Annotated in this window: 15 protein-coding genes; 10 read left to right on the top strand and 5 right to left on the bottom strand. The window is 48.5% G+C overall.

What is annotated here, in order from left to right:
- Nucleotides 1-109: 109 nt before the first annotated feature.
- Nucleotides 110-1060: a LysR family transcriptional regulator gene (locus ABLV17_RS24465; protein ID WP_308958390.1), complete on the bottom strand. Its 951-nt coding sequence runs from the start codon at nucleotides 1058-1060 to the stop codon at nucleotides 110-112.
- 99 nt (nucleotides 1061-1159) lie between these two features.
- On the opposite strand from ABLV17_RS24465, the gene ABLV17_RS24460 reads away from it, so the two are divergent.
- From ABLV17_RS24460 to ABLV17_RS24445, 4 genes are all read left to right on the top strand, one after another.
- Nucleotides 1160-1594 (top strand): DMT family transporter, encoded by a 435-nt coding sequence (locus ABLV17_RS24460; RefSeq protein ID WP_271032397.1) that lies wholly within the window; start codon nucleotides 1160-1162, stop codon nucleotides 1592-1594.
- Between the two features lie 8 nt (nucleotides 1595-1602).
- Nucleotides 1603-2085, top strand: coding sequence for a DMT family transporter (locus ABLV17_RS24455; protein WP_087859403.1), 483 nt, complete (start codon nucleotides 1603-1605; stop codon nucleotides 2083-2085).
- A gap of 206 nt (nucleotides 2086-2291) precedes the next feature.
- On the top strand, nucleotides 2292-3143 hold the full coding sequence (locus ABLV17_RS24450; RefSeq protein ID WP_113373176.1) for an aldo/keto reductase: 852 nt from the start codon (nucleotides 2292-2294) through the stop codon (nucleotides 3141-3143).
- A gap of 26 nt (nucleotides 3144-3169) precedes the next feature.
- The gene (locus ABLV17_RS24445) at nucleotides 3170-4159 is read left to right on the top strand and encodes an aldo/keto reductase (protein ID WP_348854741.1); all 990 of its coding nucleotides are present in this window, start codon (nucleotides 3170-3172) and stop codon (nucleotides 4157-4159) included.
- A 33-nt stretch (nucleotides 4160-4192) separates the two neighbouring features.
- On the opposite strand, the gene ABLV17_RS24440 is transcribed toward ABLV17_RS24445, so the two are convergent.
- A complete protein-coding gene (locus ABLV17_RS24440) occupies nucleotides 4193-5086 on the bottom strand; it encodes a LysR family transcriptional regulator (protein ID WP_308958386.1) in 894 nt (297 codons plus the stop codon).
- Nucleotides 5087-5233: 147 nt separating this feature from the next.
- On the opposite strand from ABLV17_RS24440, the gene ABLV17_RS24435 reads away from it, so the two are divergent.
- From ABLV17_RS24435 to ABLV17_RS24420, 4 genes are all read left to right on the top strand, one after another.
- Nucleotides 5234-6025: an SDR family oxidoreductase gene (locus ABLV17_RS24435; protein WP_113373178.1), complete on the top strand. Its 792-nt coding sequence runs from the start codon at nucleotides 5234-5236 to the stop codon at nucleotides 6023-6025.
- Nucleotides 6026-6401: 376 nt separating this feature from the next.
- On the top strand, nucleotides 6402-7604 hold the full coding sequence (locus ABLV17_RS24430) for a multidrug effflux MFS transporter (RefSeq protein WP_308958385.1): 1203 nt from the start codon (nucleotides 6402-6404) through the stop codon (nucleotides 7602-7604).
- Between the two features lie 367 nt (nucleotides 7605-7971).
- A complete protein-coding gene (locus ABLV17_RS24425; protein WP_308958384.1) occupies nucleotides 7972-8841 on the top strand; it encodes an aldo/keto reductase in 870 nt (289 codons plus the stop codon).
- A 247-nt stretch (nucleotides 8842-9088) separates the two neighbouring features.
- The gene (locus ABLV17_RS24420) at nucleotides 9089-9682 is read left to right on the top strand and encodes a TetR/AcrR family transcriptional regulator (protein ID WP_308958382.1); all 594 of its coding nucleotides are present in this window, start codon (nucleotides 9089-9091) and stop codon (nucleotides 9680-9682) included.
- 121 nt (nucleotides 9683-9803) lie between these two features.
- Here the strand turns inward: ABLV17_RS24420 and ABLV17_RS24415 are convergent, their stop codons facing one another.
- Complete coding sequence (locus ABLV17_RS24415; RefSeq protein ID WP_308958381.1) at nucleotides 9804-10733, bottom strand: aromatic alcohol reductase; 930 nt, start codon at nucleotides 10731-10733, stop codon at nucleotides 9804-9806.
- A gap of 141 nt (nucleotides 10734-10874) precedes the next feature.
- On the opposite strand from ABLV17_RS24415, the gene ABLV17_RS24410 reads away from it, so the two are divergent.
- Both ABLV17_RS24410 and ABLV17_RS24405 read left to right on the top strand, forming a co-directional pair.
- Nucleotides 10875-11777, top strand: a complete 903-nt coding sequence (locus ABLV17_RS24410; RefSeq protein WP_308958380.1) for a LysR substrate-binding domain-containing protein — start codon at nucleotides 10875-10877, stop codon at nucleotides 11775-11777.
- A gap of 351 nt (nucleotides 11778-12128) precedes the next feature.
- On the top strand, nucleotides 12129-12689 hold the full coding sequence (locus ABLV17_RS24405; RefSeq protein WP_308958379.1) for an Ail/Lom family outer membrane beta-barrel protein: 561 nt from the start codon (nucleotides 12129-12131) through the stop codon (nucleotides 12687-12689).
- 184 nt (nucleotides 12690-12873) lie between these two features.
- On the opposite strand, the gene ABLV17_RS24400 is transcribed toward ABLV17_RS24405, so the two are convergent.
- Nucleotides 12874-14553: a glycoside hydrolase family 43 protein gene (locus tag ABLV17_RS24400; protein WP_308958377.1), complete on the bottom strand. Its 1680-nt coding sequence runs from the start codon at nucleotides 14551-14553 to the stop codon at nucleotides 12874-12876.
- 43 nt (nucleotides 14554-14596) lie between these two features.
- Complete coding sequence (locus tag ABLV17_RS24395) at nucleotides 14597-16036, bottom strand: MFS transporter (protein WP_308958413.1); 1440 nt, start codon at nucleotides 16034-16036, stop codon at nucleotides 14597-14599.
- Nucleotides 16037-16405: the final 369 nt, after the last annotated feature.

The raw sequence follows: 16405 nt of genomic DNA, 5'->3' as shown, positions 1-16405 counted from the left end.
TAGAATATTATTATCGCGCTATATACTATTTGCTGCATTCTCTTTTAATCGTCACGAGTAAGAAATGGGTCGCCAGGGTGACCCATTTCTTACAGGCATATCATCACAATTACTTAGAAAGAGTATCGCTTAGCTGCCAGTATAGCGGCGAACCGAAAGCTTCTACATAATAATCAATTACGGCCCTGACATTTAACGTTGGGTGACGAGCATGAGGATAAATAGCAGCAATATTTTGTGGCTCGGTCTTAATCGCTGTTTCCATATCTGGTATTAATTCAATAAGTTCGCCGCTTTGTAGCGTTTCGCCAATCAACCAGTCCGGAAAAAGGACTATCCCCATACCGCCCAATGCTGCAATAAGTAAAGTCTCGGCATTATTGGAAGACATCAACGGAGAGACTGGATAGTGCATCCACTCCCCACCTTTTCGACGCAACAGCCAGCGATTCGGTCCGGATGAACCGCGGTAAACGAGACACTTATGTCGGCTTAAATCCGCCGGGTTATCAGGTACGCCATACTTTTGAAGATAAGCCGGTGATGCTGCCAGGCGATAGCACTGCTGTCCAAAAATGCGTGCATGAAAAGATGAGTCAGTAAGCTCACCGATACGAAAAATGACATCAGCGGCATCTTTATGTGGGTCAATGTAATCATCAGTTAACGTCAGTTCAATACTGAGGCGTGGGTAACGTTCCGTCAGCCCCGCCAATTTGGGTGCGACATGCTTTTGCCCAAAAAAAACGGGAGCATTTATGCGTATTAGCCCGGAAGGCTCAAGCGTCCTTTCATTGAGTTCCCGTCGGGCAGCGTCCAGGCTACTGGTAACCGCCCGAACATAACGGATAAAAATATGACCGTTCTCTGTCGGAATAATGGCGCGCGTATTGCGATAGAAAAGTTGCTGACCGACCGCATCTTCTAGCTGATGAATGACGCGTGAAACCTGAGAGGCAGAAATGCCTTCGCGACGAGCCACAGTGGAAAAGTTCTGCACTTCATACACTGCAATGAAAATGAAGAGCGATCGAATATTGATATGGCTTAAATCATACATTAATGCAATTCCTGCACAGGTGTTTATTGCATTATGGCATTTTTCTCATTCATGTTCAGGCGTAGTCTTCATCGCCTGCACATCTGGAGATTGTTTGCTATGCAATTGGTACTGATTTTGTTAGTTATCGCTGGCGGTATGGGGCTGTCAGTCGAGGCAGGCTTACTGGGGCCGCTAGGGGGGGAGGTTGGTGATTTATGGGCAACGTTCAGCATATTTGGCGTAGGCGCTGCACTGACTTTCCTGCTGATGCTTTTTTTCAGCCCACGCAATAGCCCGTCATTTTTCTCTTTGCCTGGGTGGAAGCTACTTGGTGGCGTACTCGGGCCAGTTTATGTCGTTATTCTCACCGTGGCCACGCCAGTCATTGGGATAGCGATGACGATGATCGGTATCTTAGCAGGTCAGGTATTTAAGAGCTTGATAATAGACCATTTTGGTTTACTCGGTACACCCCCCAGAAAAATAGACAGTAAGCGAATTATTGCCCTTATTTTTATCATCGCTGCATTAATTCTGGTTGCCAGAGGATAAGTGAGACTATGACATTTATTATGATCGTTTTAGCCGTTATAGGCGGCTCCATGTTGAGTATTCAGGCGGCCATTAATGGACAATTGGGTAGTCAGGTAGGGGTATTTAAAAGCGCGTTCCTGACCTTTTCCGTAGGCGCAATTATCACCGCTTTGCTTATTTTCTTTTTTGAACCAAAACAGTTGGTTACACTGATGGATGTACCTAAATGGCAACTGCTGGGTGCCATGTTTGGCGTACCCTATATCGTTATCATGGTTTTAGCCGTACAACGAATAGGGACCGCGATTGCCACAGTCGCCGTTATCTTCGGACAGTTAACCATGAGCATGTTAATCGATAACTTTGGCTGGTTGGGAAATCAATCCATTTCGTTTTCGATGAGTCGTCTGGGGGCCATCCTCTGCTTAGGTATCGCGCTTTTCTTCATTTACTCAAGTAATAAAGTAAAGGCGACCGCCTTAAAACAAGACGTTCTGTCATCGAGCTAAATAGAATCCGTCTCATTCATCTATAAGGGATACGGACTAAAAATATCTGCATCCCTTATGAAAAGTAAATGCTCCGTTGATGATATCCAGAGCTAATATCGCCAAATTGATGAATATACCTAATAAACCCTAGCTAATTACACCATCTAATCGAATAAATCACTTCGCGTTATGCTTTTTCTGAACAACAGCCAAAGGATAACGTGATGCAAACTGTAAAACTGAACAACGGTATTGAAATGCCCCTGCTGGGCTTTGGTGTGTTTCAGATGTCTGATGCCGCTGAATGCGAAAGAGCCGTTATCGATGCCATCGATACGGGATACCGCCTGATCGATACCGCCGCGTCTTACCAGAATGAAACCCAAGTCGGGAATGCACTGAAACAGACCGGCATCGCCCGTGACGAGCTCTTTGTAACGACCAAGCTATGGCTTCAGGATACTCATTACGAAGGCGCTAAAGCCCAGTTCGAACGCTCCCTGAATCGACTGCAACTTGATTATGTTGACCTGTACCTGATTCACCAGCCTTACGGTGATGTCCATGGGGCATGGCGTGCCATGGAAGAATTGCAACAGGCTGGCAAAATTCGCGCCATTGGCGTCAGTAACTTCCATCCTGACCGACTGGCCGATCTCATTGCCTTCAACCACGTTGCCCCGGCGGTAAACCAGATTGAAGTAAACCCCTTCAACCAGCAGTTGCATCCCGTGCCGTGGATGCAAAGCCGGGGTATTCAGCCGGAAGCCTGGGCGCCGTTTGCAGAAGGTAAAAATGGTCTGTTTGAGCATCCCGTATTAACGGCGATTGGCCAGAAGTACGGTAAAAGCGTGGGACAGGTTGTGCTGCGGTGGATTTTCCAGCGAGGCATCGTTTCGCTGGCAAAAACAGTGCGAAAAGAACGCATGGAAGAGAACATCAACATTCTCGATTTCGAACTGAGTGATGAAGATATGTTGCAGATTACTGCTATCGACACCGCAACAAGTGCTTTCTTCTCACACCGCGATCCTGCCAGAGTTGAATGGTTGGCCGGTCGCAAACTGGATGTTTAAGTCGCGATAAAAGAGGCAATTAATCAATGCAAAAACGTTATCTGGGTCAATCAGGACTCGAAGTGTCCGCGCTTGGGCTCGGCTGCATGGGCTTAAGCCACGGCTACGGCCCGGCGACAGATACGCGTCAGGCTATCGAACTTATTCGCGCTGCGGTTGAACGTGGCGTCACCTTCTTTGATACCGCCGAAGTGTATGGCCCCTTCCTTAATGAAGAAGTTGTAGGCCTTGCCTTAAAACCGTTTCGTGACCGCGTGGTCATTGCCACCAAGTTTGGTTTTACTTTTGGCGAAGACAACAAGCAGCAGATTTTAAACAGCCGTCCGGAGCATATCCGTGAAGCGGTGGAAGGATCATTACGCCGCCTGAAGACGGATGTCATTGATCTGCTGTATCAACACCGTGTCGACCCGGATGTCCCGATTGAAGAGGTTGCGGGAACAGTGAAAGACCTGATAGCGGAAGGCAAAGTCAAACATTTCGGTCTGTCCGAAGCGGGTGCGCAAACCATTCGTCGTGCGCATGCGGTACAACCCGTCACAGCCCTGCAAAGCGAGTACTCCATGTGGTGGCGTGAACCTGAGCAGGAGGTCCTGCCATTGCTGGAGGAACTGGGTATCGGTTTTGTGCCATTCAGTCCGTTAGGCAAAGGCTTCCTGACGGGAGCGATTAAGTCAGGAACGACGTTTGGTCAGGATGATTTCCGCAGTCGTGTGCCACGCTTCGCCGAACAGGCGATTGCAGCCAATGAAAAGCTGGTCTCGTTGTTGGGTGAACTGGCTGCAGAGAAAGGTGTGACATCTGCGCAAATCGCGCTGGCATGGCTGCTGGCGCAAAAGCCGTGGATTGTTCCCATCCCTGGTACCACGAAATTGCACCGGCTGGAGGAAAACCTGGGGGCTGCTGACATCATTCTTTCGTCGGATGCGTTGCGACAGATAACCCGGGCGCTTGAATCAATTAAAATTGTCGGCGAACGTTACTCGCCTGAGCATCAGGCTCGCGTGGGTCGTTAATAGCAGGGCGGGTTCGCGCGAATGGCGGACCCGTTATTCCTGGTAGCGAAGCGCATCGATCATCAGCGCAAAGGCCGGTGGATGCTGTTTGCGGCTGGGGTAATAAAGGTAATATCCAGGGAAGGAAGGGCACCATTCCTGCAGAATCTGAATGAGCTCTCCTGACTTTATATAGTCCTGCACCCTGTCCTCAGGTATACAGGTGATGCCAAAACCGGATAAGGCAGCATCAAGCCTTTCCGCCTGCAGATTAAACGTTACCTGTCCTTCAACTCTGACCCGTAAAGGTTTTCCTTCCTTCTCAAATTCCCAGTGATAAAGACCACCGGCAGTCGGTAACCGCATATTGATGCAGCGATGATGTTGTAGCTCGTGCGGCGTGTGAGGTGCAGGGTTCGTGGCGAAATAGGATGGGGCACCGACAATAGCCATGCGCATGTCCGGGCCAATTCGCACCGCAATCATGTCTTTATCAACGCTTTCACCCAGTCGTATCCCGGCATCAAAGCGCCCCTCGACAATATCGACAAAACCGTTATCGACCACCAGCTCCAGGTTAATTTCCGGATATTCTCTGAGGAAAGGTTTCAGTTTTGGCCATACCACGCTCCGCGCGGCATGTTCCCCGGCAGATAGACGGATATTACCGGAGGCGGTGCCGTTGAGTTGTACCAGCGCTTCCAGTTCTTGCTCAAGGGAGGCAATGCGGGGTTCAAGGCAGGCAATAATTCTCTCACCGGCTTCTGTCGGGGCAACGCTTCGTGTCGTGCGGGTCAGAAGGCGGATATTTAGCCTTTCCTCCAGTGCCTTCATCGCATGGCTGAGAGCTGACTGAGACACACCGAGCTTACCCGCTGCTTTGGTAAAACTTCGCTCTCTTGCCACCACAAGAAAGATCTGGAGTTCATTGAAGTTTTCTTTGAGCATCGGTGATTTCCTAGGGGAGCATACCCTTCAATATGCATTCATGAAGGGGGTTCATAGACACAATCATTTTAGCCCTATTACTGACAATAATGATAATTGATATTCTGACTGTATCGAAAATAAGTCTGAACTTTCAGAAGGTTTATCATGAAAATACTCGTGGCGGGGGCAACAGGAAGCATTGGCCTTCATGTCGTCAATATCGCTATCGAAATGGGCCATCAGCCCGTTGCGCTGGTCAGAAATAGGCACAAAGTAAAATTGCTTCCTCGTGGAACGGAGGTATTTTACGGCGATGTTTCAATGCCTGAAACTCTCATCGATCTGCCAAAAGATATTGATGCCATCGTCTTTACGCTCGGCTCAGATGGACAGGGGCGTATTGGCGCCAGAGCGATAGATTACGGCGGTGTGCGTAACATTGTCCGAATGTTCAGGGAGACGGCTGTTCACATCGCCTTAATGACCACGATAGGCGTAACTGAACGGCTCAGCACCTGGAATCAACGCACTGAAGTTCATGACTGGAAAAGACGTGCCGAACGTCTGGTCAGGGCCAGTGGTCACCCCTATACCATCGTCAGGCCCGGCTGGTTTGATTACAACAATGATGATGAGCACAAAATCGTTATGCTCCAGGGGGATCGACGCCATACAGGAACACCAGAAGATGGTGTGATATCCCGGGAGCAAATCGCCCGGGTTCTGGTCAGTGCCCTGGGCAACCACGCGGCAAAAAATAAAACGTTTGAGCTGGTCGCTGAACGAGGCGAAGCGCAGCAGGATCTTACGCCTCTATTTGCAGACCTGCAGGCGGATAATCCGCAAAAAAATGATGGGGTTTTAGATATGGACAATATGCCACTCGTGGAAGAACCTGAGTGCATTATTAACGAGCTGAATTTCTATTTAAAAAATTTAACCAATCAAAAAGCCTGACAATTTTGTCAAATAGTGGGCAGTCTTATGATAGCTGAGGTTTGTATATTTAAATATACATACGGAGAACGCTCCTCCTGATATGAGTCCAGTTTCAAATATATTCTTTTAAACAGGCATTAGAGATGAAAGCACTGCTTATTACTACATTGGTCATAGGATTTATTTCTGCGAATACCGTATCTGCAGCTCAGCAATTAAATTATGCAGATGGAAAGAAGAGATGATCATAGTCTCAGCGAGAACGTCTGCGGTGCCCGTCCCGGTTGGGTCGCGGCTTCACAAAACTTCAGCGTCTGCCGCATTGATCTATTCCCTGCGATGAATGCTGGCAACGCGTTTACGATTTTCCCCATCAAAACAGTATCAGGGCATTATGAACAAGCAAAAAAACATTTCTCCGGCCGGGCGCGCTGCGACATCCGGCGTCTTTTTTATCGTTATTCTCGGCGCATTAATGGCCTTTACCTCTCTTTCCACCGATATTTATCTGCCTTCTATGCCGATGATGGCCTCTGAATTGCAGGGGAATGTGGAGCTGACCATTACCGGTTTTCTGATAGGGTTCTCGCTGGCCCAGTTGATTTGGGGACCAATTAGTGACCGAATCGGACGCCGCGTGCCATTGTTTATCGGCATGGTATTGTTTGTGATCGGTTCAGCCGGATGCGCGATGTCTTCCAGTATGCCGCAGATTGTTTTCTGGCGCGTGTATCAGGCCTTTGGTGCCTGTACCGGACCAATGCTGGCAAGGGCGATGATCCGCGATCTCTATGTCCGCACGCGCGCGGCGCAAATGCTTTCGACGCTGGTCATCATCAGTGCTATCGCGCCGGTGATTGGCCCTCTACTGGGCGGACAGATTGTCACCGTTGCCTCCTGGCGCGCCGTGTTCTGGCTGTTGGTGGTACTGGGTGGGGCGATGTTTATTGCGCTCTGGTGGTTACCGGAAACGCTGCCGGGTGAAAAGCGCCTGACAACGCCGCTGAGCAGCGCCTTCGGAAACTATGCTTCGTTACTGCAAAATCGCGAATTTTTGCGTTATACCCTCTGCGTCAGCTTTTTCTACGTGGCCGCTTACGCCTTTATTGCCGGTTCGCCGTTTGTCTACATCAGCTATTTCCATGTTGACCCACAGCATTACGGCTGGCTGTTTAGCATCAATATCATTGGTGTGATGGGACTGAGCTCCATTAATCGCCGTCTGGTGCAGCGTCATCCGTTGCATACGTTGTTGCGGGTTGCGGCGCTTGTTGCCGCTCTGGCAACTGTTGTGCTGGCCGCTGGCGCGAAAATGCAGACTGGCGGCATGGCGATGATGGTCGTGACGATTTTTATCTTTTTCTCCATGAACGGCATTATTGCCGCAGCATCGACGGCGGCGGCGCTGGATACCGTGCCATCCAATATGGCGGGGTCGGCTTCGGCGTTGATCGGCTCGTTGCAGTACGGCAGCGGGATTGTGTCATCGCTTTTACTCTCGGCGATGAGCGACGGCACGCCGTGGACAATGTCGTGGATCATGATGGTATTTACACTGTTGAGCCTGGTGATGGTAATCAAACGAAAAGTGCATTGATGGCGGATCGGTCCGTTGCGTTTTCAGGGGATCCGCGTTTTATTTGCCATCATTTTTCTGTGGTGTTCTCCGGCGCTTCTGACATCGCCAACTTAATTTCCTGGTACCCCTGAAATGGGGTCACCTGGCCGGATCATACAGAACGTAGAGGTTGGTCCTTGAGTGAGTATCTCTGTCATTTACTTTATAGTCAGGGTAATAAACCTGATCGCTGAGTCCTGATTCTTTCCTGGGGTTCTGGCGCCTTTTACCAAAATAACCTGTCTGTATTTATGAATTCGCTGCATAGGTCAAATCATAAATGACGGGCTAATCATGGTGGCGTTCCTCGCCTAAAATGGTGTTTTAACATAACGGGAGCTTTGCCGTGGAATACTCAGTATTAAGTAACAACCTCAAAATGCCGATGGTCGGTTTTGGCGTGTTTAAGGTCACCGATAAGGAAGAGTGTAAGCAGTCGGTGTTAAGCGCTATTCGTACCGGTTATCGCCTTATTGACACCGCAGCCGTCTACGGTAATGAAGATGCCGTGGGTGACGCGGTTCGTGAGGCCATCGCCGAAGGGCTGTGTACCCGTGAGGAATTATTTATTACCTCAAAACTGTGGGTTCAGGACATGGTCAACGGCGATATGGCCAAAGCCGGTATCGAGGCGTCGCTGAAAAAATCGGGTCTGGAATACTTTGATCTCTATTTGTTGCATCAGGCCATGGGCGATTATTTCAGCGCCTGGCACGCGTTGGAACAGGCTTATGAAGCCGGTAAATTGAGAGCCATTGGCGTATCCAACTTCTATGCGCATGTCTTAGCCAATTTCTGTGAAACCGTCAGAATTAAGCCTATGGTGAACCAGGTCGAATTACATCCTTACTTCGCGCAACCCGCCGCGCTGGAAACCATGAAGCGCTATAACGTTCAGCCTGAAGCCTGGGCGCCGTTAGGCGGCGGAAGACATAAACCGTATGAAGATGAAATGCTTCAGGGGATTGCCGCTGCCCATCAAAAAACCATTGCTCAGATTGTTCTGCGCTGGAACGTGCAGCGCGGTGTCACGGTAATTCCTAAATCTACCCGGCAGGTACGTATTGCAGAAAACTTTTCCCTCTGGGATTTCTCATTGACTGATAGCGAAATGGCGCAAATAAGCGCACTGGATTTAGGCTATGTGGGTGAAGCGGTGAAACATTTTAATCCTGAATTTGTTCGCGGTTGTCTGGGGGTTAAAATCCATGACTGAGCGGGTAGAAAAGGGCGCGAGATCGGATAGCGGAGTACTATTTATCCCACTGTACAAAAGTGGCTGCCTGCAATAATGCGACAACCGCAGCCAAAAACGCGGAGAAAAAGTAAGCCGAACGTTGTAAACCAACCCACCACTTCTTCAGGGCATCTGTATCGTTGGATGACCGTAGACCTGTTTCTTATGATATTGTAATAACGATTACAATATGCTTCGAAAGATCATGTCTTCAAGGAGTACTGTCGTGAGCACGACGAAAGCGAATCGAACCCCAGGGCGCCCACGTAAGTTCGATCCAATGCAGGCGGTGGAAACGGCGCAACACCTTTTCCACTCGCGAGGTTATGACGCGGTGAGCGTTGCCGACCTGACAAAAGCGTTCGGGATTAACCCGCCCAGCTTCTATGCCGCTTTTGGCAGTAAACTTGGGTTATATACCTGCGTACTGGATCGCTATAGCCGCACCGGCGCAATCCCTTTTGCGACGCTTTTACGTGACGATCGTCCGGTGGTTGAATGTTTGATTGATGTTCTGCATGAGGCGGCAAGGCGCTACGTTGCCGACCGGAGCGCTGCTGGTTGCCTGGTGCTGGAAGGAACCCATTGCAACGATCCTGAGGCACGTGAAGCGGCTTGTGAATTGCATGTTGCTGCCGAAGAGAGTATTCGGAACTATATTGCGGAGCAATATCCGCAGGATGCCGTTCGCTTAACTGACTTTATGAGTACGCTGATGTCCGGCCTTTCTGCGAAAGCGCGGGCAGGGGATAGCCTGGAGCGGTTACTGGAAACCGTGCGCCTGGCGGGGCTGGCGCTGCGGCAAATACTTTCACGGTGATACAGGCCTTGCTTCTGCGGGTGAGAAGGTTTGTCCGCGCGACACCTCGCTGCGGGGCGCAAAACTGCGCGTGAGCATCGGTGTTGTCGCGGACCAGGCTACAGCTACAGTATTGTGTGAGTTAAATAACGGTTTTAAGCCAGGCTTCAATATCCTGGGTCGCTATATGATGCTGTACATTCCAGGTGTCGCTCATCGACCACCACATGCCATCTCCTCGCGCGAAAGCCGCGCGATAACGAAGCATCGGATCGTCAGGATTTAAACGCAGGGCGTCCAGTAAGCCTGAGAGTGTTAATACGCTCTTGTCAAAGGTGTGTTTGGTCACGCGTTCAACCGTTTCAGCCAGCTTTCCATAAGAAGTCGTCTCTCCTGCGATAAAGAGCACTTCGTTAGCGATCCGCGGCTGATGCAAATAAATTTCGCTGGTTAGCCGACCAATATCTTCCGGTGATGTCACAGTGATTTGAGTTTCCCATCCTCCTAATGCCTTGATGGTTTTTTCAGATAGGTTCACCACATCAAATGCGGGATCGAAGAGAAAACTGGTGAACATGCCAGTTGAAACAATGACCCATTCCGTTGTCTTCTGTGCCCGCAGCAGTATTCTGACGTCATACTGTTCATCCCAGACGGGCTGACCGCTGCCTTTACCTACCACATCGTAATTTACGCCAAACTGCCAGGGGAAATAGCGGTTAACGCCAGCATCCACGACGGCGTGTGCGATCTTTATCTGTGTTCCGGGACCGGCGACAAAGCCCATGCAGTTGATAATGGTCTCAAAATTCATAAAGCAGGTTGTTAACGTTTCAGTCGTGCTGGCGGCGACATCAAGAGAGATAAACTCAGCTCCCGCGTCAGCCAGTTTTTGATGAACATCAGAAAACAATTTGCCCTGTTCATCCATGGCGCCTGGCGACACAATAACGCAGATGCTGCCATTACGCGCTATGACCTCTGGAAGCAGATAGTGCAGCACAGCAGCGCCCAGTTGTCCCGCGCCAAGCACTAATACTTTTTCACCCGTTGTAATATCACGCTCTTTCATATTGAACCTCTTTTGGTAAATCGCCGGTTACTAGCGAGTAGAGAGAGGTTATGTCAGTGTTCTGTATTCGATAAGACAATGAATGCAGGTTAGACTGTTCGTATAAATGGGATAATCAATGCGTTCAGGCGCGGTGGGTATATGGATAAGCTGGAATCAATGCAGGTCTATGTTTGCGTGGTAGATGTCCATAGCTTCGCAAGGGCGGCAGAAGTGCTGGGACTACCGCGTTCAACGGTATCGCGGGTCGTTAAGGAACTTGAGACGTACCTGGGTATTCAACTATTACAACGCACCACCCGCAAACTCAGCGTGACCGCCGACGGCCGACGTTACTATCATGAATGTAAAAAGGTGCTGGCTGATATTGCGACGATGGAGTCTTCGTTTCCCGGCAGGTCTGCACAACCCAGAGGCCGTTTCAAAGTAGGAATGCCGCAGTCGCTCGCCCGCCATTGCATACTTCCCCGGCTGCCTGCATTTCTGCATCAGTATCCTGAGCTGGAATTGATACTTTGTTCCAGTGATAACGTCGAAGACATCATTCAGGAGGGATATGACTGCGTGATCCGCGCCGGCAGGATCGAAGATTCAACGACGCTGGTCGCCCGCCCGCTCGCGAACTTCAGATGGATGGTTCTGGCTTCGCCAGACTATATTGCCGCCCATGGTAAACCGGATAACGTAGACAGCCTGCAAAGACATCATGCCGTTGGCTACCTGAATCATCGCACCGGGCGTACCACCGACTGGTTTTTTACGTTGGATGATGGTGACTGCGCGCTCCGTATGAAAGAGACGCTGATCGTTGATGATACTGACGCTTACATCCAGGCAGGAATACAAGGCTTTGGTTTGATTCGTGTCGCCAGCTATCTGGTTGCGCCCTATGTGCAAAGCGGAGCGCTCGTTCTCTGTATGGAGCACCTCTCTTTTGATTTACCGCTTTCGCTGGTTTATCCGCAAAACCGCTATCTTCCTCCTTCGGTACGCGCTTTTTATGAGTGGAGCAGCGCGGTTTTGCATCAAACCATTAACGGATGATTAAAACCGTGGCATGGCTGATTCAAACTAACGTTGCTGAAGTGAGAAAAAGCAGCCGGAAGCCAAAAAATGCATCGCTACGGATATCCGTGTGGGGATTAAAAAAACAGCAAAAAATGCAGGGGATAAGAAGAGTACCAGGCTTCCGAAAATATATAAAACGTCATTGTTTATGGTTTTTATATAGTCAGATCCGTCTAAACGAAATCCTAATTTTTATTATTTTCGAGAAAAGATATAGAATTGTTTGTGGTTTTATTTCAGTATGCATAGCGCAAATAGTAAGCCTGAGTACTGCGTAATGTATTTGCTGATATTATAATTAAGGATTAATGTTAAGGGACTATACATATGAATAAAATCTGTGTGGCGGTATTACTGACAACGGCGATGGCAAGCGGCATGGCGTTGGCTGATAATCATACGGTATCAATCGGTTATGCGCAAAGTAACGTGCAGGACTTTGATGATATCAATGGTGTAAATCTGCAATATCGTTATGAGTTTAACTCCACGTTAAGTGTCGTTGCCTCTTTTTCTTATATGCAGGGCGACGGTGAGCAGAATTATTTATACTATGGCGACTCAATAAAAAATAGTGTCGATGTGAAATACTACTCCTTACTCGTGGGGCCAGCGTACCGCATTAACAATTATGTCTCGTTATATGCGCTGGGCGGTGCGGCCTATGTTAAAGCTACAGGCTCGACGAAATGGATAAATGCAGGAGATGTTACCGCTAATTATGAAGATATCTCTGAAAAATCGACCTCTTTGGCTTACGGCGCCGGTGTGATTATTAATCCTGTGGAGAACCTTTCCGTTAATATCGGATATGAAGGAACTCAGGCCGACCTGGCAGGTAATTACTCAATTAATGGCTTTAACGTTGGCATTGGCTATCGTTTCTGATAATAAAAACAGCCTCCCTCCCGGTCGGATCTTCCGCTCGGGAGAATTTTAATGCCCGCCTACAAAACGGGCAACAGAGGTGACAGGTTTACGCCGGAGGAGTCAGGCGGTGTCACAGTCGGTCAGGAACCGGCTTGCCAGGCCAGTTCCTGCCTGTAGTGATTTTAAACCGCCGCAGTGCTGGTTAATTAGCTCGTCGTTCCCCGGCCTCCCAACTATAAACATCTGTGCCAATTAACGAGTCGCCAAGCTCCTGATAATTGAAATCATAAAAATCAGCACAGGCGCCGTAGCCGGAGTAGTCTACTGCCGCAAGCCCTACAAATGCCCCGGTAAAGAAACCGCCATAGCTCTGTAGGACATAGTCATCAGAAAGAACGGCGGCATCTAAAACTACCGGAATTTCAATAAACCCGACGCCGTCAAAACTATACTCATAGCTATAGGTCTGCTTTCTGACTTTCGTCCGTAACCATACGTATTCGACGTCGTCAGGGACCTTAATCGCATTATCTTTCAGGTACGAAGTATATTTTCCGCGATTGTTCTCGGCAACCTCGATGACTCTTCCGTTAATTTCATTCCAGGTAACAAAAGCAAAGCTCCAGTGGCGATCGTTGTAGTAATTGGTTAATCCGGCCATCTGTTGGTAACTGAAAGGATTAAAGGCGATTTTAACCTGGGCATTAAAATAAAAGGCTTGCCAGCGGCGGGCAATCAACGACAGATCATGGGTATTCGCTAATGATCCCTGGCCGATTAAGGTGAGCTTTCCGTCGCCTGTAGTACCCATTTTTTTGCTAAAAGGGACCCGCAGGGTATTCCAGTTAAGATTAAGCGTTGGCGTTGTAAATTCATCGTGCAGGCTATTATCTTTCGCGCTTTCGGTATAAATGGCGTCTTTTGGCCCCTCGACAAACGTTTTACCGCCGTGACCGCCTACAATGCGCGGCCAGCCATCTTCATCCCAGTACACTTTTTGGATAGCCGTTTCCCGGCCAAGCGTGGACCAGCCGCGAGGATCATAGATTGAATCCCCAGGACGATTCCACGGACGCGCGCACAGCGAAGCATAATACCACTCGCCTTCGGGCGTCGAAACCAAAGCGCCGTGTCCTTGCTTCTGGATATAGCTGTCCGGGGTATCAACGTTAGTTAAAAATACTTCTCCTGGTTCAGTTTCGAAGCTGTCCGCGTTTAACGTCGTGGAACGGGCAACCACCTCCTGATGAGTAAATACCGTCCCCCCTTGAGCGGCAAAGAGATAGTAATAACCGTTCAGTTTGTAGAGATGCGGTCCCTCAACAAGCGCCACCGCGGTACCGCGATAGATGGTACGCGCAGTTTCCGGCATTAATTTTAAAGTTGTTGTGTCAAGTTCTGTTAAGGTAATCCCATCAAAAGGATGGTGGTACTCCCGATGGTCCCACGTCTGTTGCACGATATATTTACGGCCATCATCGTCATGGAAAAGTGAAGCGTCAAAACCGACGCCATTCAGTTTTATCGGCGAGCTCCACGGGCCGCGAATATCTGTTGCGGTAGTCAGGTAGTTTGTCATGTCTTTAAAGGCACCTTCGGTGACTTTCACATCGGTATACACTAACCAGAATTTGCCATCCGCGTAAGAGAGCGCCGGAGCCCAGATACCGCCTGAAGACGGATTGCCTTTCATATCTAAAAGAGTAGTGGTCGACAATGGTGACGGCAGCAGATTCCAGTGCTGTAGATCCTTTGACTCATGCAAACGGACGCCGGGAAACCACTCAAACGTTGAGTTGGCGATATAGTAGGTGTCCTCAACACGGATAATGCTGGGGTCGGCATTAAAACCACGCAAAATAGGGTTTTGGATAAGAGACATATCATTACACCTTTATAAATTTAAAATTTAATTCGTATTGGTTTTACACTCGAATCTCATCAAGCTGGCGGTTAATGTCGCCGACGTGTTTGTCTGAGATAGGATAAATTTGCATGACGATCATCGAGACAACCGCTAAGGCGATGGGGATCCAAACCGCTGTCATCATGATCCCGTCGATAGCGCTCGCGCTTTGTTGTGCGCCGGTTTCATTAAAACCATAGACGGCCAGCAGCCACAGAGGAATGGCCCCGCCGATGGTAAAGCCAATCTTGAAAAAGAGTCCCATAATGGCGTTGATGATTGCCGCATTTCGCTTACCAGACTTTAATTCGCCATAGGCAATAACTTCAGGTACCAGTGCCCACATAAATCCGGTGGCTGAGGTTAAGCCCCACTGTTTAATAAATGTGGCGATATAAGCAAGCCACAGCGCATCGTGCATACCTTCCCGTGACCAGACATACGTTAATAACTCACCGACAATAAACATCCCCAGGAAAATGTGGAAGAAGCCTTTCTTTCCAAAAATTTTCTTGAGTTTTGGCCAAAAAATGGGGAACGCAATACCCGGTATTGAGGCGACCAGGCCAACGGCACCCATCCACTCAGAGTGACCAACCACATATTGATTGAAAAAGCCATTAACCGTGTTCATAAAGAACATGAAGGTAAAGGCCAGCATAAAAAATAATCCAAGAATAACAAGGGGACGGTTATTTTTGAGCTCAAGAAACAAATCGGTTGTTTTGACGTTTGCCGTCTGCTCTGCGGTTGCAACGACACGTTCTTTAGTGAATTTATAGCAAATAAAAAGTGCCACCGCGCCTAATAACATATAAACGGAGTAGACGCCGAACCATGCGTAATTCGCGGATGGGTCGGTATAGTTTCCCAGATTGAGTTCTATGCCAAAAAAACCAGTATCCTTTAGGCTACGATCTTTTGGTGACGCCATTTGCACGAACATTGGGAACAGGGTATACACCAGAAGATTGGCGCTATTAGCAAGCATCATTCGCGTACTGGTTAATTTATCAATCGACTCCGGGTCTCTTGTTAGCGAGGCATTAAGAGAACCGTAAGGAATATTGACCAGGGAATAAACTAAATCCAGCGCTAAATAGATGATAAAAGCAAACGGTACGGAGCCTCTGACGCCCGGAATAGGGGCAAAAAGCAAAGCGGAAAGGATCACTAGCGGCACGCCGGCTCTTAATAGCCAGGGACGATATTTCCCTGCCGCGGATGTCCTTTTGTCCACATAGGTTCCAACCATCGGATCCCAAAAAACATTGATGATTCTGACAAAAAGAAAAATGAACCCCGCAGTGGCTGTACTGATCGTATTTACCGTCAACATATGTAGAGCAAGAAAGCCGCCGATCGTGCCAAAAACCAGGTTTTGCGCAAAATCGCCCATACCGTAGCCAATACGTTCCCCGCGAGTTAATTTATGATATTCATCATTGCGATTTTGCATTATGTTTTTACTCATTCTGAGCAGACTCCGGTTTGTTGTGTGAATGTGAAACACTTTCTGACACAAATGATCTCGAAGAATCTATTACGTTTTTAAATTAATTAATTATGTTTTTTTACTTCTGTGATCCTCAAAGCAAAGGTCGTTTGGCATTATCTCTGTACTCTATATGGATTTTATGATGTTGATTATATGAAAGTGATATTTGCGAGATGGCTCACATTTGAGTGTTTTCTCAATCGCTGAGTGAAATAACGTAATTGAGCAACCGGTTTATAGAATACAGGATGTGTCATAGTTGTTACATTTCTTACATCCACCAATATTGGAGCGTTCATGCAATCTTAGGTCAAGTGCAGCACGATTAAT

Origin of the sequence: Klebsiella sp. CN_Kp091 (genome assembly GCF_040065095.1) — a bacterium.
In the GTDB taxonomy this organism is placed as follows: domain Bacteria; phylum Pseudomonadota; class Gammaproteobacteria; order Enterobacterales; family Enterobacteriaceae; genus Klebsiella; species Klebsiella aerogenes.
Note: the sequence above shows the minus strand (reverse complement) of the source record. Positions and strands in the feature narration are given on the sequence as shown.